Genomic DNA, 25,764 nt, shown 5'->3' on the forward strand with positions numbered 1-25,764 from the left:
GCCCAAACTCCTCCCGGCGGTGACCCCTGGCGTGCCCCCGTGGGCTCTCCTGCAGCTCGTCTGCAGCCCGTGCCCCGGTTCGAAGCCGACTTGAAGGAAGAAGGTGGGCGGAAGATGGCCGCCACCCAGAGGACCCAGCGGATCGCCGCGGGCACCACCGCCCTCGTGGCATGCGTCGCGGTACTGGCCGGTTGCTCGAGCGGCGACACCGGCTCCAAGGCAGGCGCGCCGGGCGCCAAGAAGCCAGCCCCGGCCCAGGCCCCCAAGAGCGCCGTCCGCATGATCGGTGACGGCTCGACCGCCTTCACCGGACGGCAGCCGAACCTGCCCGAGCCCACCCGCCTGAGACCCGGCCAGAAGCCGCCCCAGTTCGTCGTCTTCTCCTGGGACGGTGCGGGCGAGGACAGCCAGAAGCTCTTCTCGCACTTCCGCAAGGTGGCCAAGCGGAACGACGCCACGATGACGTACTTCCTCAGCGGCGTGTACATGCTTCCGGAGGCGAAGCGGAAGCTCTACGACCCGCCGCAACACCAGTCCGGCAGCTCGGACATCGGCTTCAACGACCGCGAGGGAATCAAGGACACCGTGGAGCAGCTCCGCGGCGCCTGGCTCGAGGGCAATGAAGTCGGCACCCACTTCAACGGTCACTTCTGCGGCGCCGGCCGGGGCGTGGGCGAGTGGTCGGTCGCCGACTGGAAGAGCGAGATCAAGCAGGCCAAGTCCTTCGTGAAGTCCTGGAAGACGAACACGGGCATGAAGAAGGCGCAGCCGCTGCCCTTCGACTACGACAAGGAACTCATCGGCGCCCGCACGCCCTGCCTCGAAGGCCAGAAGAACTTCATGCGGGCGGCCCGCGAACTGGGCTTCCGCTACGACACCAGCGGCGTCAACAACCAGGTCTGGCCGAAGAAGAAGGAAGGCCTCTGGGACCTGTCGATGCAGCTGGTCCCCGTGCCCGGCCGCAAGTTCGAGACGCTGACCATGGACTACAACTTCATGGTCAACCAGTCGGGCACGACATCGCAGGGCGACCCCAGCAAGCACGAGTACTGGGGTGACCAGATGCGCGACGGTCTGCTCGAGGGATTCGACCGCGCCTACAAGGGCAACCGCGCCCCGCTGATCATCGGCAACCACTTCGAGTCCTGGAACGGCGGCACGTACATGCGCGCCATCGAGGAGACGATCGAGTCGGTCTGCACCAAGCGCGACGTGCGCTGCGTCTCCTTCCGTCAACTCGCCGACTGGCTCGACGCCCAGGACCCGCAGACCGTGCAGCGCCTCACCAAGCTCCCGGTCGGCAAGGCGCCGAAGGAGGGCTGGACGTCCTTCCTCTCCGCCCAGCCCGCACCGGCTCCGAAGGGCGTCCCGGGAGCCCCGGCGTCCAAGTCCTGACTCTCCCCGGAGAGTTCAGGTCACAGAACTCAGGCCGTGGCCACGGCCTGCTCACGCAGAACGAAGGCGGGGTCGACCTGGGAGGCCAGGTCGGCACCCGTCCTCTCGTTGCCCCAGCTCTGTGCGTTCTTCAGGTGGAAGTGGACCATCTGACGGGTGTAGCGGTCCCAGTCCCTGCGGTCGTACGAGGTGTCGACGGCGCCCTGAAGTGCTTGCAGGGCACGGCGGTTGTCGTCCTCGAGGAACTCGAACCGGGGCGGGCGGCCCTTTTCCATGGCGCGCACCCAGTCCGAGTGCCCGACCGTCACCAGGAGGTCGTCGCCGACCTGCTCGCGCAGGAAGTCGACGTCGTCCTGGCCCTGCACCTTGTTGCCGACGACCTTGAGGTCGACGCCGAAGTCCCGTGCGTATTCCTTGTACTGGCGATAGACGGAGACCCCCTTGCGGGTCGGCTCGGCCACCAGGAACGTCATGTCGAAGCGGGTGAACATGCCGGACGCGAAGGAGTCCGAACCCGCGGTCATGTCGACGACCGCGTACTCGTCGCGTCCGTCGACCAAGTGGTTCAGGAACAGCTCCACCGCCCCCGTCTTGGAGTGGTAGCAGGCGACACCGAGGTCGGCTTCGGTGAACGGCCCTGTGACCATCAAACGGACGGCCGCGTCGTCGAGTTCCACCGGCCGCGCACACGCGTCGTACACGGGGTTGTCCTCGCGCACCCGCAGGATCCGCGAGCCCTCGCCGGGCGGTGTCGTCTTGATCATCGTGTCGGCAGAGGCGATCCGCGGATTGGAGCCCCGCAGGTACTCCTTGATCAGAGGGAGGCGCGCCCCCATGGCGGGCAGCGCGGCGGCGTCCGCCTCGTCGAGGCCGAGCGCGGGGCCCAGGTGCTGGTTGATGTCGGCGTCCACCGCGAGGACCGGCGCTCCGGTAGCGGCGAGGTGGCGGATGAAGAGCGAGGACAGCGTGGTCTTGCCGCTGCCGCCCTTCCCTACGAAAGCGATCTTCATGTTCACCAAGGGTAGTCGGAAGATCGCCTGCCGTATCGATGCGGCGTGAAGAAGACCACTCCTTCGTGGGGTGGCCGCCGGAGGTGCGTAGGGTCGTACTCATGAGTACGACAGCCGATCCGCTCGCGGCCCTGGGCGCACTGCCCGGTGTGGCCGACTCCGTGGACTCCGTGCGCAAGGCCGTGGACCGGGTCTACGGCCACCGCATCATGCGGCGCCGCAGCAACGAGATCACCTCCGAGGCGGCGCTGCGCGGCGCCCGCGGCTCGGCGGCGCTCTCCGGTGCCGACTGGGCACTCGAAGAGGTACGCCGACGCAGCGATTTCGGCGGCGACGGCGAGGCCCGCACGGTCGGCGCGGCCCTGCGGCTGACCGCGGAGGCCGGCCAACTCCTGTCCATCTGGCGGCAGTCACCGCTCCGGGTCCTCGCGCGCCTCCATCTGGTGGCCGCCGCGGAGAGCGACGAGGCGGCGGGGCGGCCACGCCTGGCAGGCGAGCCGGTCGACGAGCCGCTCGTCGAACTGGACGTGCCGGACTCCGGCGAGGTGGCCGGCCGCCTGGAGGGCCTTTCGCGGCTCATCATCGCGGGAGGCTCCGCGCCGGCCCTCGTGACGGCGGCCGTGGTGCACGGCGAACTGCTCAGCCTGCGCCCCTTCGGCTCGCACAACGGCCTGGTCGCGCGGGCGGCCGAGCGCATCGTCCTGGTGGGCAGCGGGCTCGACCCGAAGTCCGTCTGCCCGGCGGAGGCCGGGCACGCGGAACAGGGGCGGGCGGCCTATGTGGGGGCGCTCGACGGCTATGCGTCAGGGACGCCGGAGGGGATGGTCGCCTGGATCGCCCACTGCGGCCGCGCGGTCGAACTGGGGGCCAGGGAGTCGACGGCGGTCTGTGAGGCGATGCAGCGCGGCGCGGCCTGAGGGCTGCACAGAGCCTGCACAGGGATGCGGCGGTACGAAACGTCTCGCACCGCCGCTGGCATGTTCACCGTGTTACCAAGCGTCCTCGAGAGATGCCCATCAGGTCGGGAACTTAGCCCGTCACCTGGTGCGGCTGGCCCGTAATCGACGGGTCGACGTCGCGTGGGTGCTCGGTGTTCATGCTCCGGTCCGTGGGGCCGTGATTGCGTTTAAAGGTAATCCTCTCGGATGTCCTTGGTCTCGCGGGCCGTTGACTCCTTTGTACTCCTGTCATGGGGCAAGCGGAAGTCCTGGCGTTACTTCTTTACTTTTAGGTTCAAATAAGGGCGAATCGGTCACGTGTGGTCCGGCGGCGGCTCACGAACCACACCAGGCCCGCCGTGGCCGCGGCGGCGCCCACGGCCGCCACCGCGACGACCGCGGGCCGCGACGGCTTCCGGCGTCGCTCCTTGAGCCGGACCGGGCGGTGGAAGTCGAGAATCGGCCACCCGCGCGCGAGAGCCTCGCGGCGCAGAGCGCGATCGGGGTTCACCGCGTGTGGATGGCCCACGGACTCGAGCATGGGGAGATCGGTCGCCGAGTCGCTGTAGGCGTGGCAGCGGCCGAGGTCGTATCCCTCGGACTCGGCGAGTTCCTTGATCGCGGTCGCCTTGGTGGGGCCGTAGGCGTAGTACTCCACCTCTCCGGTGAAGCAGCCGTCGTCGCCGACCACCATCCGGGTCGCCACCACCCGATCCGCGCCGAGCATTTCGCCGATCGGCTCGACCACCTCGGCGCCCGACGTGGAGACGATGACGACGTCCCGGCCCGCGGTGTGGTGCTCCTCGATGAGGGACGCGGCCTCGTCGTAGATGATCGGGTCGATCAGGTCGTGCAGCGTCTCGGCGACGATCTCCTTGACCTGCCGCACGTTCCATCCGCGGCAGAGCGCGGACAGGTACTCGCGCATCCGCTCCATCTGGTCGTGATCGGCCCCGCCGGCGAGGAAGACGAACTGCGCATATGCGGTTCGCAGTACTCCTCTGCGGTTGATCAGGCCGCCTTGGTAGAACGACTTGCTGAAGGTGAGTGTGCTCGACTTCGCAATGACCGTCTTGTCCAGGTCAAAGAAGGCGGCTGTGCGAGGCAAGGAGTGGTTTTCCACGAGGTCGAGCATAGGCGCCCACCATTCGGCGTAAGGTGAGGCGCGTGGGTTTGCCTGAGAAGGCTCTCGGGTACACCATGGAAGTCACGGATCGTTCGCGACCGTGCTAACCCGGTCTGGCTCCTCCCCCCCCGAGTCGGACCGTGGGGACGACCCCCGCTCTCCCCCCCGGCGGGGGTCGTCGCATGTCCGGATGGGTTTTCCGGGCCTCTTACGACCCTCATTCGATCGCCAGGCGCCATCCGGCCGCCGTTGTGGCGATCTTTTCGCATGCCCACGATTCGTCACTGTGCGTAGTCATCAGGCTGCTCTGTGGAAGTCCTTGAGATGTCACCGGTATGGGTGATGGGGATATTCACAGCCCCCGCGTTGTCCACAGTTATTGACCAAGATCCACACGTTATCCCCGATCGCTGCACGCTGATTCCGCTCGTTCTGCACGCGAAGTTCATGGCCGGATTGCTTTGGCCGGCTCATCGCTCATGTGGAACGCGGCATTCAACGGGCTTGCAGTGAGAGGGGGCTGGAGATCGTGGCTGGAGTGATTACACGTGACGGGCCGCCGTCGTCCGACGGACGGCAAGGCGGACCGCTGATCGTCACGGAAGATGTGGACCTGCTGGACGACCTGCTTCGGCTGTGCGCCGCGGCGGGGGCGCGGCCCGAAGTGCAGCACGGCGTGCCGGAGCGCAGAGGCGGCTGGGACGCGGCGCCGCTGATCCTGGTCGGGGACGACGCGGTGGACCGAGTGCGGGGAGCCGTGCGCAGGCGTGGGGTCGTGCTGGTCGGGCGCGATCAGGACGACTCCGGGGTCTGGCAGCGCGCGGTGGAGATCGGTGCCGACCATGTCCTGGTCCTGCCCGATGGCGAGCGCTGGCTCGTGGACCGCATCGCCGATGTCGCCGAGGGCGTGGGGCGGCCAGCCCTCACGGTGGGGGTCATCGGCGGGAGCGGGGGAGCCGGGGCGTCGACGCTGGCGTGCGCGCTGGCCGTCACCGCCGCCCGCGCGGGCCGACGCACGATGCTCGTGGACGCCGATCCGCTCGGCGGCGGGCTCGACGTGCTGCTCGGCGGCGAGGCGGCCGACGGGCTGCGATGGCCCGCCTTCGCGCAGTCCAGGGGCCGGGTCGGTGGAGGCGCGCTCGAGGAGTCGCTGCCCGAGCTGCACTCCTTGCGGGTCCTGAGCTGGGATCGGGGTGACGCGGTGGTCATTCCGCCCGATGCCATGCGGGCGGTGATCGCAGCGGCCCGCAGGCGGGGTGGCGTGGTCGTCGTGGACCTGCCGCGGCGCGTGGACGAAGGAGTGGCCGAGGCGCTGGCCCAAGTGGATCTGGGGCTCATCGTGGTGCCTCCGGAGCTGCGCGCGGTGGCCGGATCCCGACGGGTCGCCTCGGCGGTGGGGATGGTGCTGCGGGACCTGCGCGTGGTGGTCGGCAGGGCCGGCGCGGGCCGCACCGGGGGCGGACTCGACGGCCTCGGTGCGTTCGACGCGGAGGAGGTCGCGCGACTGCTCGGGCTGCCGCTCGTCGGCGAACTTCCGCGGGAAGCCGGGCTGTTGGCGGCTCAGGCAGGGGGGATGCCGCCCGGGGGTGCGGCGCGGGGCCCGCTGGCGCGCTTCTGCACGGCGTTCTGGGACCGGGTTCCGGTCGACGTCACCGGAGGGGGCTCATGAGCGCCGTCGTCGGGGCCAGGATGCTGGACGGGGTGCGCCAGTGGCTCGCGGAGAACGGGACGGAGCCGACTCCGGCCCGCGTGGCCGAGGCGCTGCGGGCCCAGGGCAGGGTGCTCGGCGACGCGGAAGTCCTGGGAGCGGCGGCGCGGCTGCGATCGGAGCTGGTGGGCGCGGGGCCCCTGGAGACGTTGCTCGCGGACGACTCGGTGACCGACGTGCTGGTGTCGGCGCCCGACCGGGTGTGGGTGGACCGCGGCGGAGGCCTGGAGCTGACCGGGGTGTCCTTCGAGGACGCGGCGGCGGTGCGGCGGCTCGCACAGCGGCTCGCGGCCGTGGCGGGGCGCAGACTCGACGACGCCAGGCCCTGGGTGGACGCACGGCTCCCGGACGGCACCCGTCTCCACGCGGTGCTGCCCCCGATCGCCGTCGCGTCGACCTGCCTCTCCTTGCGTGTGGTGCGCCCCCGGGCCTTCACCCTCGCGGAACTGACCGCGGCGGGGACGGTGCCACCGGGCGGGGACCGGGTCCTGCGGGCGCTGCTGGACGCCCGGCTCTCCTACTTGATCAGCGGCGGGACGGGGTCGGGCAAGACGACGCTGCTGAGCGCGCTCCTCGGTCTCGTCGGGCCGGGGGAGCGGATCGTGCTCGCCGAGGACTCGGCCGAGCTGCGCCCCGACCACCCGCACGTGGTGCGACTGGAGGCCAGGCCGGCCAACCAGGAGGGGGCAGGTCAGGTCGGCCTCGACGATCTGGTGCGGCAGGCGCTGCGGATGCGCCCGGACCGGCTGGTCGTGGGTGAGGTGCGGGGCGCGGAGGTGGTCCACCTCCTGGCCGCGTTGAACACCGGCCACGAGGGCGGCTGCGGCACGGTGCACGCCAACGCCGCGGGGGACGTGCCCGCACGCCTGGAGGCGCTGGGTACGGCGGCGGGGCTCGACCGGGCAGCCCTGCACAGCCAGTTGGCGGCAGCGCTGTCCGTGGTGCTCCATCTCGTACGGGACCGGGCCGGACGGCGGCGCGTCGCCGAGGTGCATGTCCTGGAACGCGATCCGTCCGGCCTTGTGGTGACGGTGCCGGCCCTGCGGTGGGGCGAGAAGGAGTTTGTCCGCGAGCGGGGCTGGGAGCGGCTGAAATCGCTGCTGGCGAACGGCGGTTGGAGTGATGGGGGATGAGCGTGGTGGGGATGGTGGCGGCCGTGTGCGCGGGAGGCGCGGCCTGGCTGATGGTCGGACGGGACCGGGGGCGACGTCGGGCGAGCGCGGTGCTCGCGGGCGGCTCCGCGCCCCGCTCGGAGGCTTCGGCGTGGCAGCGGGCGGTGGGCTTGGCCGGCGGCCGAGTGCGGCACGAGTGGTGGGTCCTGGCGGCCGGGGCGGCGGTCGCGCTGCTCGGGGAGTCCGTGCTGCCGCTGGTCCTGGGGGCGGCCGGGGTGCCGTTGCTGCGGCGCGTACGGCGGCGCAGGGACGCACGGCTCGAAATGGAGCGCGTGGCCACGGCGGTGATCGCGTTGTGCGGGGAGCTCGCGGGGGAGGTGCGGGCCGGACGGCAGCCGGGGGAGGCGTTGCGGGCCGCGGCGGGCGGGGACGGCCCCGGGCTTGCTGGAACTGGATCTGGCTACGGGCTGGGGGAGGCGCGCGCCGGGGTGCTGGCGGCAGCGCGGTTCGGCGGGGATGTGCCGGGAGCGCTGGAGGAGGCGGCGCGGGAGCCGGGGGCGCGGGGCCTGGTGGGGCTCGCGGCGTGCTGGCGGGTGGCGGTGGACCGTGGCGCGGGGCTCGCGGCGGGGCTTGAGCGGCTGGAGGGCGCGCTGCGGGCGGAGCGGGACCAACGCGCCGACCTGCGGGCCCAGTTGGCGGGAGCGAGGTCGACGGCGGTGATGCTCGCGGGGCTACCGATCCTCGGGCTGCTCATGGGGAGCGCGCTGGGTGCGTCGCCCTTACGGGTGTTGCTGCATACGGGGGCGGGGCTCGGGTGTCTGGCGGTGGGCGGGGCGTTGGAGGGGGTTGGCGTGTGGTGGGCGTTGCGGATCGTGCGAGGGGCGGAGGAGCGATGAGCCTTGTTGTCCACAAGCTGGGGGTGGCCGTGTGGGGTGCGACGGCCGTGTTGTGGCTGATGTCGGCTGCCCTTGCGGCGCGGCGTGAAGGGGCGGTGCGGGGGCGTGCAGGGGTCGTACTGGGCGTGGAGGACCGGCGGCCGGGGGGTTCGCGGAGGCAGTGGCTGCGGTGGCCGGGTGCGGTGCGGGGGTGGCTGGTGGTGGCCGGGGCGGTGAGCGCCGGGTGGGTGCTGGTGGGCGGGGTTTCGGGGGGCCTGGTGGGGGTGGGTGCCGGGTATGGGGCGTGGCGTTGGTGGCGGGGGCGGGGTGTACAGGTCTCTGACTTCGACGCGGTGGAGGCGGCGCGGCAACTGCCCTTGGCCGCTGACCTGTTGGCGGCTTGTGTTGCTGCGGGAGCGGGGCCTGTCGTGGCGGCTCAGGCTGTTGGTGAGGCGCTGAAGGGGCCGGTCGGGGAGCGGCTGGCGCAGGGGGCCGCGGAGGTGCGGCTCGGTGGTGAACCAGTCGACGCGTGGCGGAGGTTGGGCGCGATACCGGGCGCGGGGGCGCTGGCTCGCCTGCTGGAGCGGGCGGGGGACTCGGGAGCTCCGGCGGCGGAGCCGGTGGCCAGGCTGGCAGCGGACTGCCGGGCGGAACGGGGCCGGATGGCCACGGCTGCGGCGCGCAGGGCCGGGGTGCTGATGACGGTGCCGGTGGGGCTGTGCTTCTTGCCCGCGTTCATCGCGGTGGGGGTGCTGCCTGTGGTGATCGGTCTGGCGGGCGGGTTGTTGAGCGGCATCTGAGTGGCTCGACGGCTCGGTAGTTGACCAGCGGCTTCGTGAAGAAGAGCTGCTGGGACCTGAACATACGGAAATTTCACGGGGGTTGAAATGTGGGGACAGCTGTGTGCACGGGCGCTGCGACGCAGGGCGCGTGCGGTGCGGGGGGACGCGGGGATGGTCACTTCGGAGTACGCGATGGGGCTCATCGCAGCGGTGGGGTTCGCCGGACTGCTCTACAAGGTGGTGACGAGCGGGCAGGTCAGGGCGGCGTTGCAGGCGGTCGTGGAGAAGGCGCTCGATGTCCAGTTCTGAGCGGGGGCGGGGCGGCCGGGGCCGTCTCGGGGACCGGGGCTTCGTGACGGCCGAGGCGGCCGTGGTGCTGCCCACGCTCGTGCTGTTCACGATGGCGCTGGTCTGGGCGTTGCTGACCGCGTCCGCGCAGATCCAGTGCGTGGACGCGGCGCGGGCCGGGGCGCGCGCGATGGCCAGGCAGGACCCCGAGAGCGCGGCGGTGGCAGCGGCTCGACAGGCGGCGCCGCGGGGCGCGGCGGTGGCCGTGCGGCGTGACGGGGACCTGGTGCGGGTGGAGGTCGTGGCGGAATCGCCAGGTCCTCAAGCACTGGGGCTCGGGCTGCGGCTGCGGTCGGAGGCGGTGGCGTTGGCGGAGGAGACGGTGGGGGTGGGCGCGTGAGGAGGCGGGCTCATGCCGGGGACGCGACGGACCGGGGAGCGGCCACTGTCTGGGTGGTGGTCGTGATGGCTGTGCTGTGCGTGATCTGCGGCGCGGTCCTCGCGATGGGCCAGGTGATCGTCGCCCGCCATCGGGCAGGCGGAGCAGCCGACTTGGCGGCGCTCGCTGCCGCGGACCACTGGATGGATGGTGGCTCCGGGGCGTGCGCCAAAGCCGGACGGGTGGCGGAGGCACAGGGAACGCGCCTCGTGCGCTGCGCGCTACAGGGCGAGATCGCGGACGTCACCGCGACGGCGGGCTCAGGCCTGTTCGAAACGAAGGTCAGATCCCGCGCGGGGCCGGCGGGCCCGGTCACGCCCGACGCGCCTCCGAAGCCGGGGGCAGGCGTTGCGGCGCACGCTACCTGGCACGCGGAGGTGCGGTCGGGGCGACCTGCCGGAGGCCCGCTAGGCCCCCGTGTGTCGCGTTCGGGCCCGTCTCCGGAGCCGTGGGCAGGCGTTGCGGCGCATGCTGGGTGGCACCTGGAGGTGTGGTTGCCGCGAGCTGTCGGAGGCCCGCCAGGACCCCGTGTGTCGCGTTCGGGCCCGTCTCCGGAGCCGTGGGCAGGCGTTGTGGCGCACGCCGGGCGGCACCCGGAGGCGCGGTTGCCGCGAGCTGCCGGAGGCCCGCCAGGACCCCTTGTAGCGGCGGCTGGCCGGAAGCCTGACGTAAGGGCGGGGCGCTCTGGCGGTCGACGTCTCTCAGGAGGTGGGGGCGGCCGGTGCGGTGGGGGCGTCGGCGAGGAGCGTGGTGAGGAGGCGGACCGCGCCGCGCTTGTGCAGGGGGTCGTTGCCGTTGCCGCACTTCGGGGACTGGATGCAGGAGGGGCAGCCGGCCTCGCACTCGCAGGAAGCGATGGCCTGCCGGGTGGCCGTCAGCCATTCGCGGGCCGTGTGGAAGGCCCGCTCGGCGAAGCCCGCGCCGCCGGGATGGCCGTCGTACACGAAGACCGTCGGCAGGAGCGTGTCCGGGTGGAGCGGCACGGAGACGCCGCCGATGTCCCACCGGTCGCAGGTCGCGAAGAGCGGCAGCATGCCGATCGAGGCGTGCTCGGCGGCGTGCAGGGCGCCGCCGAGGATCTCCGGGTTGACGCGGGCGGCGTCGAGCTGGTCCTCGGTGACCGTCCACCAGACCGCGCGGGTGCGCAGCGTGCGGGGCGGCAGGTCGAGCTTGGTCTCGCCGAGGACCTCGCCGGTGATCAGCTTGCGGCGCAGGAAGGAGACGACCTGGTTGGTGACCTCGACGGAGCCGTAGCAGAGGCGGCCGGAGCCCCAGGGGATCTCGGTGTCCGTCTCCAGGATGGAGATGGCCGTGGTGTCGCGGGCGGTCGTGGAGTAGGGCGGCTGAGCCTCCTCGACCAGGGCCGCCGAGTCCTCCAGGTCCAGGTGGCGCACGAGATACGTACGGCCCTGGTGGAGGTGGACCGCGCCCTCGTGGACGGCGGTGTGCGCGGCGGACGCGTCGACGGTGCCGAGCAGCCGTCCCGTGCCCTCCTCGACGATCTGGATGGGCTTCCCGCCCCCGCCGCGGATGTCGGCGAGGTCGGCGGCCCGCTCCCTGCGGGTCCAGTGCCAGGCCTTCGTGCGGCGGCGCAACAGCTTCGCGGCCTCCAGCTGCGGGAGCAGGTCCTCGGTGGCCGGGCCGAAGAGGGCCAGGTCGTCGTCCGTGAGCGGGAGTTCCGCGGCGGCCGCGCAGAGATGGGGCGCGAGGACGTACGGATTGTCGGGGTCGAGGACCGTCGACTCGACCGGCTGCCGGAACAGCGCTTCGGGGTGGTGGACGAGATATGTGTCCAGTGGGTCGTCGCGGGCGACGAGGACGGCCAGCGCGCCCTGCCCGGAGCGGCCGGCGCGTCCTGCCTGCTGCCAGAGCGAGGCGCGGGTCCCCGGATAGCCGGAGATGATCACGGCGTCGAGGCCGGAGACGTCCACGCCGAGTTCGAGGGCGGTGGTGGCGGCGAGGCCGAGGAGTTCACCGGAGTGCAGGGCCCGCTCCAGGGCGCGGCGTTCCTCGGGGAGATATCCGCCCCGGTAGGCGGCCACGCGGCGGGCGAGGGAGCGGTCGACCTCTGCGAGGCGCTCCTGGGCGATCACCGAGATCAGCTCGGCGCCGCGCCGGGACCGTACGAAAGCGACGGAGCGGACGCCCTGGACGGCCAGGTCGGTCAGGAGGTCGGCCGTCTCGGCGGTGGCGGTGCGGCGGACGGGGGCGCCCTTCTCGCCGTGGAGCTCGGTGAGCGGGGGTTCCCACAGGGCGAAGACGAGATCGCCGCGGGGTGAGGCGTCGTCGGCGACCTCCTTCACCGGGAGCCCGGTGAGGCGTTCCGCGGCGATGGCGGGGTCGGCGGAGGTGGCGGAGGCGAGGAGGAAGACGGGGTCGGAGCCGTAGCGGGCGCACAGGCGCCGCAGGCGGCGCAGGACCTGGGCGACGTGGGAGCCGAAGACGCCGCGGTAGGTGTGGCACTCGTCGATGACGACATAGCGCAGGGAGCGCAGGAAGGAGGACCAGCGGGGGTGGGACGGGAGTATCCCGCGGTGCAGCATGTCGGGGTTGGTCAGGACGTAGTTGGCGTACTGACGCACCCATTCGCGTTCTTCGACGGGGGTGTCGCCGTCGTACACGGCGGGGCGGATCGCGTTGCCGAGGGGCTCCGCGAGCTCGCGCACGGCGCGGCGCTGGTCGGCTGCCAGGGCCTTCGTCGGCGCCAGGTACAGCGCGGTCGCGCCACGCCCGTTGGGGGCCTCGGAGCCGTCCATGAGCGCCGAGAGCACGGGAGTGAGGTAGGCCAGCGACTTTCCCGAAGCGGTCCCGGTGGCGACGATGACCGACTCGCCGTCCAGGGCGTGCTCGGCGGCGAGTGCCTGGTGGGCCCAGGGGTGCTCGATCCCGGCCGATTGGACCGCGGCGACGACTTCCGTACGGATGCGATCAGGCCAGACTGCATATCGAGCCTCGCGCGGGGGCAAGTGCTCCGTATGAGTGACGCGCGAAGCACGGCTCGGCCCCGCGGTGAGCCGGTCCAGGACCGTCCGTGGAGACGTGCGTACCGGGGCGCCCGTGGAGGGTCCTCCCGGCGGAGAAAAGTTGGCCATCGGCACCGAGTGTGTCACTGGCGGGATGGACAATGGTCCCAAGGCGTCGTGCACGCCTGCCGGTAAGTGATTGAATGCCATCGCGGCTGGCGATCCGTCCTGGGGGCTCTGCCGAGGTGTCCCGAGGGATGACCGCTCGATAGCAAGGTGCTGGAGGATCCGTGGACCTGTCCCTGTCGACCCGTACCGTCGGCGATCGTACGGTCGTCGAGGTCGGTGGCGAAATCGATGTGTATACCGCGCCAAAGTTGCGCGAACAGTTGGTCGAGTTGGTGAACGACGGCAGTTTCCATCTGGTCGTCGACATGGAGGGCGTGGACTTCCTCGACTCCACCGGGCTCGGCGTTCTGGTCGGCGGCCTGAAGCGGGTGCGTGCCCATGAGGGCTCGCTGCGCCTGGTCTGCAACCAGGAACGTATTTTGAAGATCTTCCGCATCACCGGCCTGACCAAGGTGTTCCCCATTCACACCTCGGTCGAGGAAGCGGTCGCGGCCACCGACTGAGAGCCGGATGTCCCGGGTCGCCTGCTTGTGCGGCCCGGGGGTGGCAGAACAGCAGGGGACCGGGCCCTCGGCCCGGCCCCCTGACAGCACGCGCGTATGTCCGAGGGGGATACATGGCCACCGTTGAACTCCGCTTCAGCGCGCTGCCCGAGCATGTCAGGACCGCTCGGCTCGTGGCGGCGGCTGTCGCGCGCAGGGCCGGAGTGGACGAGGCCGTCCTCGACGAGGTCAGGCTCGCTGTCGGCGAGGCCTGCACACGCGCGGTCGGGCTCCACCAGAGCAACGGCGTGTCGGCGCCGGTCCGTGTCGCCCTGATCGAGGACGAGAAGCAGTTCTCCATCGAGGTCGGCGACGAGGCTCCCCACGCGACTCCCGGCGACCGGGCACCCGGCTCGGGGTCCGGTGCGGGTGACGATCCGGATGCCGAGGGTGAGGACGAGATGGGTCTCGCCGTCATCAGCGGGCTCGTGGACGACGTGGAGGTCACCGCGGGCGAGGGTGGCGGTCTCATCCGGATGACGTGGCCCACGACCCCGGCGCCGCTTCTCTGATCCGGGGGCGCCCTGCCCCGACGCGACAGCCACACCAAGGTCTTGCTCCCGCCCCCGGGAGCAGGGCCTTTTTTCATTTATGGATCATTGCCCCGGTCAATTGCCTCGGGACCGTCGGCCGCCGTCAACGCTTTTGGGGCATTACCGCTTTCGGGGTCAATCTGTGCTCGCGATCATTTGCTGGGGAGCAAACTCGCGCCAATTCCGTTTGCGGCGCACTGTTTTGATCAGGTTCCGCTCCCTACAATCCGTCCACATCTTGAGCTCACCCCAGGCGTCAAGGAGGACGAATGGCGGGGCTTTCTACCCCTCATCAGTTTGACCACCCCTCAACCTTCGCAGCCGCAGTACTGACCGACGACAACCGCCTCATCGTGATGGTGATCGCGGCCGTCGCGGTCGCTGCCCTCGCGGTCGCCTGGGTGCTGGTACGCCAGGTGCTCGCTGCCGACGAGGGCACCGACAGCATGAAGAAGATCGCGAAGGCGATCCAGGAGGGCGCCAATGCCTATCTGGGCAGGCAGTTGCGCACTCTCGGTGTTTTCGCCGTCGTGGTGTTCTTCCTGCTCATGCTGCTGCCCGCAGACGACTGGAATCAGCGTGCCGGCCGATCGATCTTCTTCTTGATCGGTGCGGTGTTCTCGGCGACCACCGGCTATATCGGCATGTGGCTCGCCGTACGCAGCAATGTCCGTGTGGCGGCAGCCGCACGAGAGGCCACGCCCGCGGAAGGTGAACCCGAAAAGGATCTCACCGCCGTTTCGCACAAGGCCATGAAGATCGCTTTCCGCACGGGCGGCGTCGTCGGCATGTTCACGGTGGGGCTCGGCCTGCTGGGCGCCTCCTGTGTGGTGCTGGTCTACGCGGCCGACGCGCCGAAGGTCCTCGAGGGCTTCGGCCTCGGGGCGGCGCTGATCGCGATGTTCATGCGTGTCGGCGGCGGCATCTTCACCAAGGCCGCCGACGTCGGCGCCGACCTGGTCGGCAAGGTCGAGCAGGGCATTCCGGAGGACGACCCGAGGAATGCCGCGACCATCGCCGACAACGTGGGCGACAACGTCGGCGACTGCGCGGGCATGGCCGCCGACCTCTTCGAGTCGTACGCCGTGACCCTGGTCGCCGCGCTGATCCTCGGCAAGGTCGCGTTCGGCGACTCCGGACTCGCCTTCCCGCTGATCGTTCCGGCCATCGGCGTCGTGACGGCGATGATCGGCATCTTCGCGGTGGCGCCACGGCGCTCCGACCGCAGCGGGATGACCGCCATCAACCGCGGATTCTTCATCTCCGCGTTCATCTCGCTGGCCCTCGTGGCCGCGGCGGTCTTCGTCTACCTGCCGTCGTCGTACGCCGACCTGGACGGCGTCACGGACGCGGCGATCGCCGGACACGACGGGGACCCGCGGGTTCTCGCGGTCATCGCCGTCGCGATCGGCATCGTCATGGCCGCGCTGATCCAGCAGCTCACCGGGTACTTCACGGAGACGAACCGCCGACCGGTGAAGGACATCGGCAAGACGTCGCTCACCGGCCCGGCCACCGTCGTCCTGGCCGGCATCTCGATCGGCCTCGAATCGGCCGTCTACACCGCGCTCCTGATCGGGCTCGGCGTGTACGGGGCGTTCCTGCTCGGCGGTACGTCGATCATGCTCGCCCTGTTCGCGGTGGCGCTCGCCGGAACCGGCCTGCTCACCACGGTCGGCGTGATCGTCGCCATGGACACCTTCGGTCCGGTCTCCGACAACGCGCAGGGCATCGCCGAGATGTCCGGCGACGTCGAGGGCGCCGGCGCGCAGGTGCTCACCGACCTGGACGCCGTCGGCAACACCACCAAGGCCATCACCAAGGGCATCGCCATCGCCACGGCCGTCCTCGCGGCCGCCGCGCTCTTCGGCTCGTATCGCGACGCCATCGCGGGCGCGGCCAAGGACGTCGGCGAGAAAATGGGCGACGGCGCTCCGATGAACCTGGTCATGGACATCTCGCAGCCCAACAACCTGGTGGGCCTGATCCTGGGCGCCGCGGTCGTCTTCCTCTTCTCGGGGCTCGCGATCAACGCGGTGTCGAGGTCCGCAGGGTCGGTGGTCTACGAGGTGCGGCGGCAGTTCCGCGAGCGCCCCGGGATCATGGACTACTCCGAAGAGCCGGAGTACGGGCGCGTCGTCGACATCTGCACCAAGGACGCGCTGCGCGAGCTGACCACGCCAGGTCTGCTCGCCGTCCTCACGCCGATCGCCGTCGGGTTCTCGCTCGGCGTCGGCGCGCTCGGCTCGTTCCTGGCCGGCGCGATCGGCACGGGCACGCTGATGGCGGTCTTCCTCGCCAACTCCGGTGGCGCCTGGGACAACGCGAAGAAGCTCGTCGAGGACGGCCACCACGGAGGCAAGGGCAGTGAGGCCCACGCCGCCGTGGTGATCGGAGACACCGTCGGTGACCCGTTCAAGGACACCGCGGGCCCGGCGATCAACCCGCTCCTGAAGGTGATGAACCTGGTGGCGCTGCTCATCGCGCCCGCGGTCGTCCAGTTCAGTTACGGGGAGGACGCGAGCGCAGGAGTGCGGGCACTGATCGCGGTGCTCTCGATCCTTGTCATCGTCGGCGCGGTGTACGTGTCCAAGAGGCGAGGCATCACCGTGGGTGACGAGGAGGCAGGTGGTGCGGAGCGAGTAGGCAACTCGCCTGACCCGGCCGTGGTTTCGTAACACCGGGTCAGACTCTGCCCAACACAGGGGCGGGCGGCGCGTTTTGACGCGGCGTCCGCCCTTTGTGTGTGCCGTGCGCTGGCTGGTGAGCCTTCTCATGCGCCATCTGCTTGGTGCAAATGGCTTTAATAGGGGTGGTACCGGACCCCCGGCATGCGGTTGTAACCCAGTTGGCGTGTAAGTTCCGGGGCCGAGAGCCATGGAAGGGACCAATCCGGTGAACAAGAAGCTTGCAGCCGCACTGTCCGGCGGTGCGGTACTGGTACTGGCGCTGTCGGGCTGCAGCGACGACGGCAACGAGAAGCTGGACTCCTGGGCCAAGGACGTCTGTGACTCGGTCCAGCCGCAGTCGAAGAAGATCGCTTCCGCCAACGCGGCGATCCAGAAGGAGACGTCGGACAACAGCTCGCCGCAGGACGTCCAGAAGACCGACTCCAAGGCGTTCCAGGACATGTCCGACGCCTACAAGGCGATGGGTACCGCCGTGAAGGACGCGGGCGCCCCGCCGGTCGACGGCGGCCAGAAGAAGACCGACGACGCGGTCAAGGAACTGAACGCCATCTCCAAGTCGTACGGCGACCTGAAGAAGAAGGTCGACGGCCTGGACACCAAGAACCAGGCGGACTTCGCGGACGGGCTGAAGTCGGTCGCGGGAGAGCTGGACAAGCTCAGCAAGAGCGGCAACGAGGCGCTGGAGAAGTTGCAGGAGGGCGAGGTGGGCCAGGCGATGGGCAAGCAGGACAGCTGCAAGTCGGCCAGCGCTACGCCTTCTGCCGCCTAGGGGTCGCCCCCCTTCTTGCCCGCTGCCCCGGAGCCCTGGGAGAGATCCCCCGGCGTCGGGGCAGCGGCGTATACGAGCGTATGCGGGTCACAATGAAGGGGTGAGTATCGCTAGCGCCCCCCTGCCCTCGTCCGATCGTGCCGATGTCTCCGCCCAGTTGCGAGAAGCCCTGCTGGCGGCCGACTTCACCGCTGACGGGCTGCTCGAGCTGCTCGGGGCGCCCGCCTACACGGCGCTCGCCCGCAGCGAGACCGTGCCCGCGCTGCGGGCCACCCGCGGCGACGGGCCGCTGGAGACCCTCGTACGGCTCTTCCTGCTGCAGCGTTCCGTGCCGCACGCGCGCGTGGCGGCCGTTCTGCCGGTCGGCCCGCTACTGGAGAGCGGTTGGCTGACCGCGGCGGACGGTGAGGGCGCGCTGCGGGCGACGGTGGACGTGCGGCCCTACGGCGGGCCGAGCGGCGAGGACTGGTTCATCGTCTCGGACCTGGGGTGCGCCGTCGGCGGAGCCGGAGGCATCGGCAGCCATGACGAAGGCGTCGTACTCGGCGTCGGCGGGGCATCGACGACGCTCGCCGGACTCACGGTGCGTACGGCTGTGGCCAGCGCTCTCGACCTCGGCACCGGCTCCGGGATCCAGGCGTTGCACGCCGCGCAGTACGCGACCCGGGTGACCGCCACCGACCTCAACCCCCGCGCGCTGCACATCACACGGCTCACCCTGGCGCTGTCCGGTGCTCCCGAGGCGGACCTGCGGGAGGGCTCCCTCTTCGAACCCGTGGGCGAGGAGACGTACGACTTGATCGTGTCGAACCCGCCCTTCGTGATCTCGCCCGGAGCGCGGCTCACCTACCGCGACGGCGGGATGGGCGGGGACGATCTGTGCCGGTCGCTCGTTCAGCAGGCGGGGGAGAGGCTGAACGAAGGGGGGTATGCGCACTTCCTCGCCAACTGGCAGCACGTGGACGGCGAGGAGTGGACCGAGCGGCTCCGTTCCTGGGTGCCGCGCGGGTGCGACGCGTGGATCGTGCAGCGCGAGGTGCAGGACGTCACGCAGTACGCCGAGCTGTGGCTGCGGGACGCCGGGGACCACCGCACGGACCCGGAGGAGTACGCGGCGCGGTACGACGCGTGGCTGGATGAGTTCGAGGCCCGCAAGACGCGCGCGGTCGGGTTCGGGTGGATCACCCTGCGCAAGTCCGGTGCGGCCGAGCCATCGGTGACCGTGGAGGAGTGGCCGCACCCCGTCGAGCAGCCGCTGGGCGAGACGGTGCGGGAGTTCTTCGCGCGCCAGGACTTCCTACGGACGCACGACGACGCCGCGCTGCTCGCGGGGCACTTCAAGCTCGCGGACGAGGTCGTCCAGGAGCAGGTCGGACTGCCCGGCGCCGAGGATCCGGAGCATGTCGTGCTGCGGCAGCACCGCGGGATGCGGCGGGCCACCAAGGTGGACACGGTGGGCGCGGGCTTCGCCGGGGTGTGCGACGGCACGCTGAGCGCGGGGCGGATTCTCGACGCGATCGCGCAACTGGTCGGGGAGGACCCCGTATTGCTGCGGGACCGCACGCCCGCGCAGATCCGGCTCCTCGTCGAGCAGGGCTTCCTGGTGCCGGCCGACGCGTAAGGGGCTCACCCGAAGCCGCGGGCGTGGCTCCCCCGAAGCCGCGGGCGACGGTCCGTTGGCGGTACGCGTACGGCGTGTCTCGTACGTTTCGAGGAGTCGGCCCCCCGATATTCGAGGAGTCGGCGAGCCGGGAGCCCTCCGTTCACCCGGGGTTCGTGCCGCGGTTTCCCGGGCGTGTCAGTTTGCCGATCCGGGAACTCAGTACGGGGAGGCAATGACATGGAGAGCGGACCAGCGATCTTCGCGGGCACGGTGTTCGCGCTGTTCGGAGCGGGGCTGCTGCTGTGGACCGGCGCACGCGTTGCGCACCGCGCGCCCGTCGCCGACGGTGTGAACCCCGTCGCATCGGCGACACTCGCCGCGCTCGCGGGATCGGGCGCACTGGTGCTCGGAGTGTGGTGTTTCACTCGCCTCTGACCGGATACGGTCGGTGGCTGCGGGGCGCGTACGGGCCGTAGGCCCGGCGCCGGCCCGGGAGCCGGTGGTGAAGCCGGTGGTCAAAGGGCAGGTCGCCACTCCGGGCGGCAGGAATGGCGGTAGTCGGGTTACCGTTCGAGTGGCCGTTGCGGGCTTTTCCCGTTTGACACGGGGGCGGGATGTACCGTCACACTCCGCAGCGTCAGCGCAACTCAAGCGCACCGAGCGAGGCCACGCAGCACGGCCCCGAAGCCACGCAGCACGGCCCCGAGTACCGACCGGAGAGAAGAGCGAAGTTGTCCCCGACCAGCGAGACCGCAAAGGGCGGCCGCCGACTCGTCATCGTCGAGTCGCCTGCCAAGGCGAAGACGATCAAGGGTTACCTCGGCCCCGGCTACGTAGTCGAGGCAAGCGTCGGGCACATCCGCGACCTTCCGAACGGCGCCGCGGAGGTCCCCGACAAGTACACCGGCGAGGTGCGCCGTCTCGGCGTGGACGTCGAGAACGACTTCGAGCCCATCTATGTCGTGAACTCCGACAAGAAGGCACAGGTCAAGAAGCTCAAGGATCTCCTGAAGGACTCCGACGAACTCTTCCTCGCCACCGATGAGGACCGCGAGGGCGAAGCCATCGCGTGGCACCTCCTCGAGGTCCTGAAGCCCAAGGTCCCGGTCAAGCGCATGGTGTTCCACGAGATCACCAAGGCCGCGATCCAGGGCGCCGTCGCCAACCCGCGCGAGCTCAACAAGCGCATGGTCGACGCACAGGAGACCCGCCGCATCCTCGACCGTCTCTACGGCTACGAGGTCTCGCCCGTCCTGTGGAAGAAGGTCATGCCGCGCCTGTCGGCCGGCCGTGTCCAGTCCGTGGCGACCCGCCTCGTCGTCGAGCGTGAGCGCGAGCGCATCGCCTTCCGCTCCGCCGAGTACTGGGACCTGACGGGCACCTTCGGCACCGGGCGCGCCGGTGACGCCTCCGACCCCTCGCAGCTGGTGGCGCGCCTCACCACGGTCGACGGCAAGCGCATCGCGCAGGGCCGCGACTTCAACTCGGTCGGGCAGCTCAAGTCCGACACGCTGCACCTGGACGAGACCAACGCCCGCGCGCTCGCCGCGGCCCTGGAGAACACCCGCTTCGCGGTCCGCTCCGTCGAGTCCAAGCCCTACCGCCGCTCTCCGTACGCGCCGTTCCGTACGACGACGATGCAGCAGGAGGCCAGCCGCAAGCTCGGCTTCGGCGCGAAGGCGACCATGCAGGTGGCGCAGAAGCTGTACGAGAACGGCTTCATCACCTACATGCGTACGGACTCCACGACGCTGTCCGACACGGCGGTCACCGCCGCTCGCGCGCAGGTCACGCAGCTGTACGGCAGCGACTACCTGCCGGACAAGCCGCGTACGTACGCCGGCAAGGTCAAGAACGCGCAGGAGGCGCACGAAGCGATCCGTCCCTCGGGTGATCGTTTCCGCACGCCCGCAGAGACCGGTCTGACCGGTGATCAGTTCCGGCTCTACGAACTGATCTGGAAGCGGACCGTCGCCTCCCAGATGAAGGACGCGACCGGAAACTCCGTCACGGTGAAGATCGGTGGCACGGCCGCCGACGGCCGTGACGCCGAGTTCAGCGCGTCCGGCAAGACCATCACCTTCCACGGCTTCATGAAGGCCTACGTAGAGGGCGCGGACGACCCGAACGCCGAGCTCGACGACCGTGAGCGCAGGCTCCCGCAGGTCAGCGAGGGCGACGCGCTGTCCGCCGACGAGATCACGGTCGACGGCCACGCGACCAAGCCGCCGGCCCGCTACACCGAGGCCTCGCTGGTCAAGGAGCTCGAAGAGCGCGAGATCGGCCGCCCGTCGACGTACGCGTCGATCCTCGGCACGATCCTCGACCGCGGTTACGTCTTCAAGAAGGGCACGGCCCTTGTGCCCTCCTTCTTGTCCTTCGCCGTCGTCAACCTCCTGGAGACGCACTTCGGGCGGCTCGTCGACTACGACTTCACGGCACGCATGGAGGACGACCTCGACCGCATCGCGCGGGGCGAGGCGCAGGCCGTGCCGTGGCTGAAGCGGTTCTACTTCGGCGAGGGCGACGACTCCGGGGTCGCCTCCAGCGCGGGCAACGGCGACGGCGACCACCTCGGCGGGCTCAAGGAGCTGGTGACCGACCTGGGCGCGATCGACGCCCGGGAGATCTCCTCCTTCCCCGTCGGCGACGGCATCGTGCTCCGCGTCGGCCGCTACGGCCCCTACATCGAGCGCGGCGAGAAGGACGCGGAGGGCCACCAGCGCGCCGACGTGCCCGACGACCTGCCGCCGGACGAGCTGACGGTCGAGTACGCCGAGGAGCTGCTCGCCAAGCCGAGCGGTGACTTCGCGCTCGGCACCGACCCCACGTCGGGCCACGAGATCATCGCCAAGGACGGCCGCTACGGCCCGTACGTCACCGAGGTGCTCCCCGAGGGCACCCCGAAGACCGGCAAGAACGCGGTCAAGCCGCGGACGGCCTCGCTCTTCAAGTCCATGTCACTCGACACGGTGACGCTCGAGGACGCGCTGAAGCTGATGTCCCTGCCGCGTGTGGTCGGTGCGGACGCCGAAGGCGTGGAGATCACCGCGCAGAACGGCCGCTACGGCCCCTACCTGAAGAAGGGCACGGACTCGCGGTCCATCGAGACCGAGGAGCAGCTCTTCACCATCACGCAGGAAGAGGCCCTTGCGATCTACGCCCAGCCCAAGCAGCGCGGGCGGGCCGCGGCCAAGCCGCCGCTGAAGGAGCTCGGCGAGGACCCGGTCAGCGGGAAGCCCGTCGTCGTCAAGGACGGCCGCTTCGGGGCGTATGTCACGGACGGCGAGACGAACGCGACGCTGCGGGCCGCCGACAGCGTCGAGGACATCACCGCCGAGCGGGGCTACGAACTGCTCGCCGAGAAGCGGGCGAAGGGCCCGGCCAAGAAGACCGCCAAGAAGGCGGCGAAGAAGGCTCCCGCGAAGAAGACCGCAGCCAAGAAGACGGCCGCCAAGAAAACGGCTGCCAAGAAGACGACGGCCGCGAAGAAGACCACTACGAAGACGGCCGCCGCCAAGAAGACAGCGGCTTCGGCCACCAAGGCGTCGGACGCCGAGTAGGCAGCCGCGTACGTCACCTGGTGACGGCGCTGTGAATGTGTGAACCGAAGGGGCGCCCGTTTGTTCGGGCGCCCCTTCGGAGTGTCACACCGTGCGGATAGGCTGGACGGATGACGCGTGCAGAGCAGCCAACGGCCGGAAACCCGGCCCCCGACGACGCCCTGGTCGCAGATTCCCGAGAGCGTGCTGTCCGCGCCTTGCTGCGCGTACCGCAGCTGAAGAGGCTCTGGAGCGCCCAGCTCGTCGGCAATGTCGGCGATGCCCTCGCCCTGCTCGTCCTGGTGGTGCTCGCCCTTCAAGCGGCCATCGCCGAGGCGGCGTTCGGGGGCGGCTATCGAGGGGTCGCGTTCGCGGTCACCGCCGTCTTCGGAGCACGCGTTCTCGCGACGCTGCTCTTCGGGGCGGTGCTTCTCGGGCCGCTGAGCTCGATCACCTCACCGGACGGGCCGCTGGACCGGCGCTGGACGATGGTCGTGTCGGACGGTCTGCGGGCCGGGCTGCTGATCGTCGCGCCGCTGTGGATCGACTGGACCCCGGACAACGCGCTCGCGATGCTGCTCGTGACCGCCTTCGTGATCGGCGTCGCCGAACGCTTCTGGACGGTCTGCCGCGAGAGCGCGGCGCCCGCGCTGCTGCCCGCCCCGCCTCTGGAGGGCGCGACGGTGCGGCCGCTGCCGGACCACATGGACGCGCTGCGGCGCCTGTCGCTGCGTACGGGATTCATCGCGCTGCCGATCGCGGCCGCCGCGCTCGTCGCCATCACCCTGGTCGGGAATCTGCTGGGCGCCGGGATCGACTGGTTCGAGGTGCACCAGGCGGGGCTTGCCTCGTTCGTGGCCGCCGGGCTCTTCGCGGCCTCGCTGTCGATCGTCTACTTCCTCGAACTTCCCGCCACGCAGACGCCACGCGCGCGTAGCCCGCTCGAAGGGTTGCGCAGGCCGCGCACCGGCAGCGGCACCGACCGCGGCCGCACCGGCGCGATCCCGCTGCTCGTCGCCGCCTGCGCCGCCATCGCCGGGGCCGTCGCGGCCTCCGTCGCGGTCGCCGTGCTGCACGCCAAGGACCTGGACGGCGGGCCCGTCACGTACGGCCTGATCGTCCTCGCGCTGACCGGCGGCACCGTCGTCGGTATCCGTACGTCACCCTCGCTGCTGCCCTCGCTCTCGCGCCGCAGGCTGCTCGCGCTCGCGATCGCCCTCACCGGCGTCGCGCTGCTCGCCGCGGGCCTCGTGCCCGATGTGACGACCGTGCTGCTGCTCCTGGCGCTCGCCGGGGTGGCGGCGGGTATCGCCGCGCACACCGGGCACGCGCTGCTCGACCAGGAGGTCGAGGACTACCGCAGGGCGCGCACGACGGAACATCTCCAGGCGGTCGTACGCCTCTTCATCGCGCTCGGCGCGCTCATCGCCCCGGTGGTCGCGGCGGCGATCGGTCCGCACCGCTTCGTCAACGGCAAGTTCGTCTTCGACCACGGTGGCGCCGCCTTCACGCTGATGCTGGTGGGCGCGCTGCTCCTGCCGGTGGCCGCGCTGGTCCTCGCCAAGATCGACGACCGGCAGGGTGTGCCGCTGCGCCACGACCTGCGGGACGCGCTGCGCGGCGGCGACGACCCCGAGCAGGGGATCGCGGCCACGGGCTTCTTCATCGCCCTGGAGGGCGGCGACGGCGCCGGCAAGTCGACGCAGGCCGAGGCGCTCGCCGAGTGGATCCGGGCCAAGGGCCACGAGGTCGTCGTGACGCGCGAGCCGGGGGCGACCCCGGTCGGCAAGCGGCTGCGCTCGATCCTGCTCGACGTCTCGTCGGCCGGCCTCTCGCACCGCGCCGAAGCACTTCTGTACGCCGCCGACCGCGCCGAGCACGTCGACACGGTCGTACGTCCCGCCCTTGAGCGGGGCGCGGTCGTCGTCTCCGACCGGTACATCGACTCGTCGGTGGCCTACCAGGGCGCGGGCCGCGATCTGTCCCCGACCGAGATCGCCCGTATCTCGCGGTGGGCGACGGCAGGGCTCGTGCCGCACCTGACGGTGCTGCTCGACGTCTCCCCGGAGGCGGCCCGCGAGCGCTTCACCGAGGCGCCCGACCGACTTGAGTCGGAGCCCGCGGAGTTCCACGCGCGCGTGCGCTCCGGTTTCCTGACGCTCGCCGCCGCCGACCCGGGGCGCTATCTGGTGATCGACGCCGCTCAGGAGCCGGAGGCGGTCACGACCGTCGCCCGGCACCGGCTCGACCTGATGCTGCCGCTCTCCGAGGCCGAGGTGAAGGCACAGGAAGAGGCCCGCAAGGCGGCCGAGGAAGAGGCGCGCCGCAAGGCCGAGGAAGAAGCCGCGCGCAAGGCCGAGGAGGAGCGGGTCGAGCGCGAGCGCCAGGAGCAGCTCGCCAAGCTCCGTGCCGAGGAGGAGGAGCGCAAGCGCCGCGAGCTGGAGGAGGCTCAGCGCCGCGAGGCCGAACGGCAGGCGGAGGAGGCAAGGCAGCGCGCCGAGGAGGCGAAGCGCCGGGCCGCGGAGGAGCAGGCACGACTGCTCGCCGAGGAGAAGGTGCGGGCGGCAGAGGAGGCGCGGCGCCGCCAGGAGGCGGAGGAAGAGGCGCGGCTGCGTGCCGAGGCCGAGGCGCGACGCGTCGAGAAGCAGCGCAAGGCCGAAGAGGCGCTGCTGCGGGCCGAGGAGGCGCGACGCCTGGCGGCGGCTTCCGCGGCCGCGGCGGCGGCTGCTTCGAGCGCGGCGGCTGCGGCTCCTGCGCCTGCTCCGAAGCCTGCGGCTGCTCCGGCTCCGGCTCCGGCTCCGGCTCCGGCTGCGAAGCCTGCGGCTCCGTCGGCTCCGTCCGCGTCTCCTTCGGATGCCGTTCCGGACAACGAGACGACTGTGCCCACGCCTATCGTGCAGCCGGGCGCGGCCGATGAGACCGCGGTGCTTCCGCAGGTGCGGGACACCTCCGCCTCGGAGGAGACCGAGGTGCTGCCGCAGCCGCCCGTTCCGGGTGCCGCCGACGAGACGGCCGTGCTGCCTTCCGTACGGGAGGACAAGGTGCCGCCGGGTTACTTCCGTGACGAGCGCCCCGCGCCGTCGCCCGACGGTGGGAACGACCGCACCCGCGAGCTGCCCCAGGTCGATGAGAACGGAGAGCCGCGTCAGCGGCCTCGCTCGGACTGGGCGGAGGAGACTCCGCTGGACGATCTGCCTTCGCTGGCGGACGAGTTGCTGGGGGAGCGGGACGAGGACGAGGACGGCCGGGGCGGCGGCGGCCGGGGGCGGAACAGGCGTTGAGGTGCTGAGGCGCTGAAGTGCCGAGGTGCTGAAGTGTCG

Annotated in this window: 19 protein-coding genes and 1 pseudogene; 17 read left to right on the forward strand and 3 right to left on the reverse strand. The window is 70.9% G+C overall.

The genetic code is table 11. From position 1 onward, the window contains the following. Positions 1–114 precede the first annotated feature (114 nt). Positions 115–1,395 carry a hypothetical protein gene (locus tag ABXJ52_RS20010; RefSeq protein ID WP_367043971.1) on the forward strand — a complete coding sequence of 427 codons (1,281 nt, stop codon included), beginning with the start codon at positions 115–117 and terminating at the stop codon, positions 1,393–1,395. 29 nt (positions 1,396–1,424) lie between these two features. On the opposite strand, the gene ABXJ52_RS20015 is transcribed toward ABXJ52_RS20010, so the two are convergent. Next, the gene (locus ABXJ52_RS20015) at positions 1,425–2,405 is read right to left on the reverse strand and encodes an ATP-binding protein (protein WP_367043972.1); all 981 of its coding nucleotides are present in this window, start codon (positions 2,403–2,405) and stop codon (positions 1,425–1,427) included. Positions 2,406–2,506: 101 nt separating this feature from the next. Here ABXJ52_RS20015 and ABXJ52_RS20020 point away from each other — a divergent pair, with 101 nt between their 5' ends. Then, positions 2,507–3,322 (forward strand): oxidoreductase, encoded by an 816-nt coding sequence (locus ABXJ52_RS20020; protein ID WP_367043973.1) that lies wholly within the window; start codon positions 2,507–2,509, stop codon positions 3,320–3,322. A 316-nt stretch (positions 3,323–3,638) separates the two neighbouring features. On the opposite strand, the gene ABXJ52_RS20025 is transcribed toward ABXJ52_RS20020, so the two are convergent. Next, on the reverse strand, positions 3,639–4,478 hold the full coding sequence (locus tag ABXJ52_RS20025; protein WP_367043974.1) for an HAD-IB family hydrolase: 840 nt from the start codon (positions 4,476–4,478) through the stop codon (positions 3,639–3,641). A gap of 520 nt (positions 4,479–4,998) precedes the next feature. On the opposite strand from ABXJ52_RS20025, the gene ssd reads away from it, so the two are divergent. The 7 genes and pseudogenes from ssd to ABXJ52_RS20060 all read left to right on the forward strand — a co-directional run. Then, positions 4,999–6,138, forward strand: coding sequence for a septum site-determining protein Ssd (gene ssd, locus ABXJ52_RS20030; RefSeq protein WP_367043975.1), 1,140 nt, complete (start codon positions 4,999–5,001; stop codon positions 6,136–6,138). Beyond that, complete coding sequence (locus tag ABXJ52_RS20035) at positions 6,135–7,310, forward strand: TadA family conjugal transfer-associated ATPase (protein WP_367043977.1); 1,176 nt, start codon at positions 6,135–6,137, stop codon at positions 7,308–7,310. The genes ssd and ABXJ52_RS20035 overlap by 4 nt, the downstream gene beginning before the upstream one ends. Beyond that, entirely contained in the window at positions 7,307–8,185 is an 879-nt protein-coding gene (locus tag ABXJ52_RS20040; RefSeq protein WP_367043978.1) for a type II secretion system F family protein, read from the forward strand. Before ABXJ52_RS20035 ends, ABXJ52_RS20040 begins: the two co-directional genes overlap by 4 nt. Next, positions 8,182–8,964: a type II secretion system F family protein gene (locus ABXJ52_RS20045; protein WP_367043979.1), complete on the forward strand. Its 783-nt coding sequence runs from the start codon at positions 8,182–8,184 to the stop codon at positions 8,962–8,964. The genes ABXJ52_RS20040 and ABXJ52_RS20045 overlap by 4 nt, the downstream gene beginning before the upstream one ends. 87 nt (positions 8,965–9,051) lie before the next feature. After that, on the forward strand, positions 9,052–9,255 hold the full coding sequence (locus ABXJ52_RS20050; protein WP_367043980.1) for a DUF4244 domain-containing protein: 204 nt from the start codon (positions 9,052–9,054) through the stop codon (positions 9,253–9,255). After that, positions 9,242–9,634 carry a TadE family type IV pilus minor pilin gene (locus ABXJ52_RS20055; protein ID WP_367043981.1) on the forward strand — a complete coding sequence of 131 codons (393 nt, stop codon included), beginning with the start codon at positions 9,242–9,244 and terminating at the stop codon, positions 9,632–9,634. Before ABXJ52_RS20050 ends, ABXJ52_RS20055 begins: the two co-directional genes overlap by 14 nt. Further along, a pseudogene (locus ABXJ52_RS20060) lies at positions 9,631–9,981 on the forward strand (Rv3654c family TadE-like protein); the annotation flags it as partial. The gene ABXJ52_RS20055 and the pseudogene ABXJ52_RS20060, both read left to right, overlap by 4 nt. 393 nt (positions 9,982–10,374) lie before the next feature. On the opposite strand, the gene ABXJ52_RS20065 reads toward ABXJ52_RS20060, so the two are convergent. Next, on the reverse strand, positions 10,375–12,846 hold the full coding sequence (locus ABXJ52_RS20065) for a DEAD/DEAH box helicase (RefSeq protein ID WP_367043982.1): 2,472 nt from the start codon (positions 12,844–12,846) through the stop codon (positions 10,375–10,377). 80 nt (positions 12,847–12,926) lie between these two features. Here ABXJ52_RS20065 and bldG point away from each other — a divergent pair, with 80 nt between their 5' ends. From bldG to tmk, 8 genes are all read left to right on the forward strand, one after another. Continuing rightward, positions 12,927–13,268 carry an anti-sigma factor antagonist BldG gene (bldG, locus tag ABXJ52_RS20070; protein ID WP_003975386.1) on the forward strand — a complete coding sequence of 114 codons (342 nt, stop codon included), beginning with the start codon at positions 12,927–12,929 and terminating at the stop codon, positions 13,266–13,268. Between the two features lie 113 nt (positions 13,269–13,381). Further along, positions 13,382–13,819 carry an ATP-binding protein gene (locus ABXJ52_RS20075; RefSeq protein WP_367043983.1) on the forward strand — a complete coding sequence of 146 codons (438 nt, stop codon included), beginning with the start codon at positions 13,382–13,384 and terminating at the stop codon, positions 13,817–13,819. A 290-nt stretch (positions 13,820–14,109) separates the two neighbouring features. Beyond that, a complete protein-coding gene (locus ABXJ52_RS20080; protein ID WP_367043984.1) occupies positions 14,110–16,518 on the forward strand; it encodes a sodium-translocating pyrophosphatase in 2,409 nt (802 codons plus the stop codon). 199 nt (positions 16,519–16,717) lie between these two features. Next, the gene (locus ABXJ52_RS20085) at positions 16,718–17,299 is read left to right on the forward strand and encodes a small secreted protein (RefSeq protein ID WP_367043985.1); all 582 of its coding nucleotides are present in this window, start codon (positions 16,718–16,720) and stop codon (positions 17,297–17,299) included. 100 nt (positions 17,300–17,399) lie between these two features. Beyond that, positions 17,400–18,920, forward strand: coding sequence for a class I SAM-dependent methyltransferase (locus tag ABXJ52_RS20090; RefSeq protein WP_367043986.1), 1,521 nt, complete (start codon positions 17,400–17,402; stop codon positions 18,918–18,920). 219 nt (positions 18,921–19,139) lie between these two features. Further along, a complete protein-coding gene (locus tag ABXJ52_RS20095) occupies positions 19,140–19,337 on the forward strand; it encodes a hypothetical protein (RefSeq protein WP_363210556.1) in 198 nt (65 codons plus the stop codon). A 296-nt stretch (positions 19,338–19,633) separates the two neighbouring features. Further along, a complete protein-coding gene (gene topA, locus ABXJ52_RS20100) occupies positions 19,634–22,465 on the forward strand; it encodes a type I DNA topoisomerase (RefSeq protein WP_367043987.1) in 2,832 nt (943 codons plus the stop codon). A 110-nt stretch (positions 22,466–22,575) separates the two neighbouring features. Then, positions 22,576–25,725 (forward strand): dTMP kinase, encoded by a 3,150-nt coding sequence (tmk, locus tag ABXJ52_RS20105; RefSeq protein ID WP_367043988.1) that lies wholly within the window; start codon positions 22,576–22,578, stop codon positions 25,723–25,725. Positions 25,726–25,764: the final 39 nt, after the last annotated feature.

The sequence above is a fragment of the Streptomyces sp. Je 1-332 genome, assembly GCF_040730185.1.
Lineage (GTDB): Bacteria > Actinomycetota > Actinomycetes > Streptomycetales > Streptomycetaceae > Streptomyces.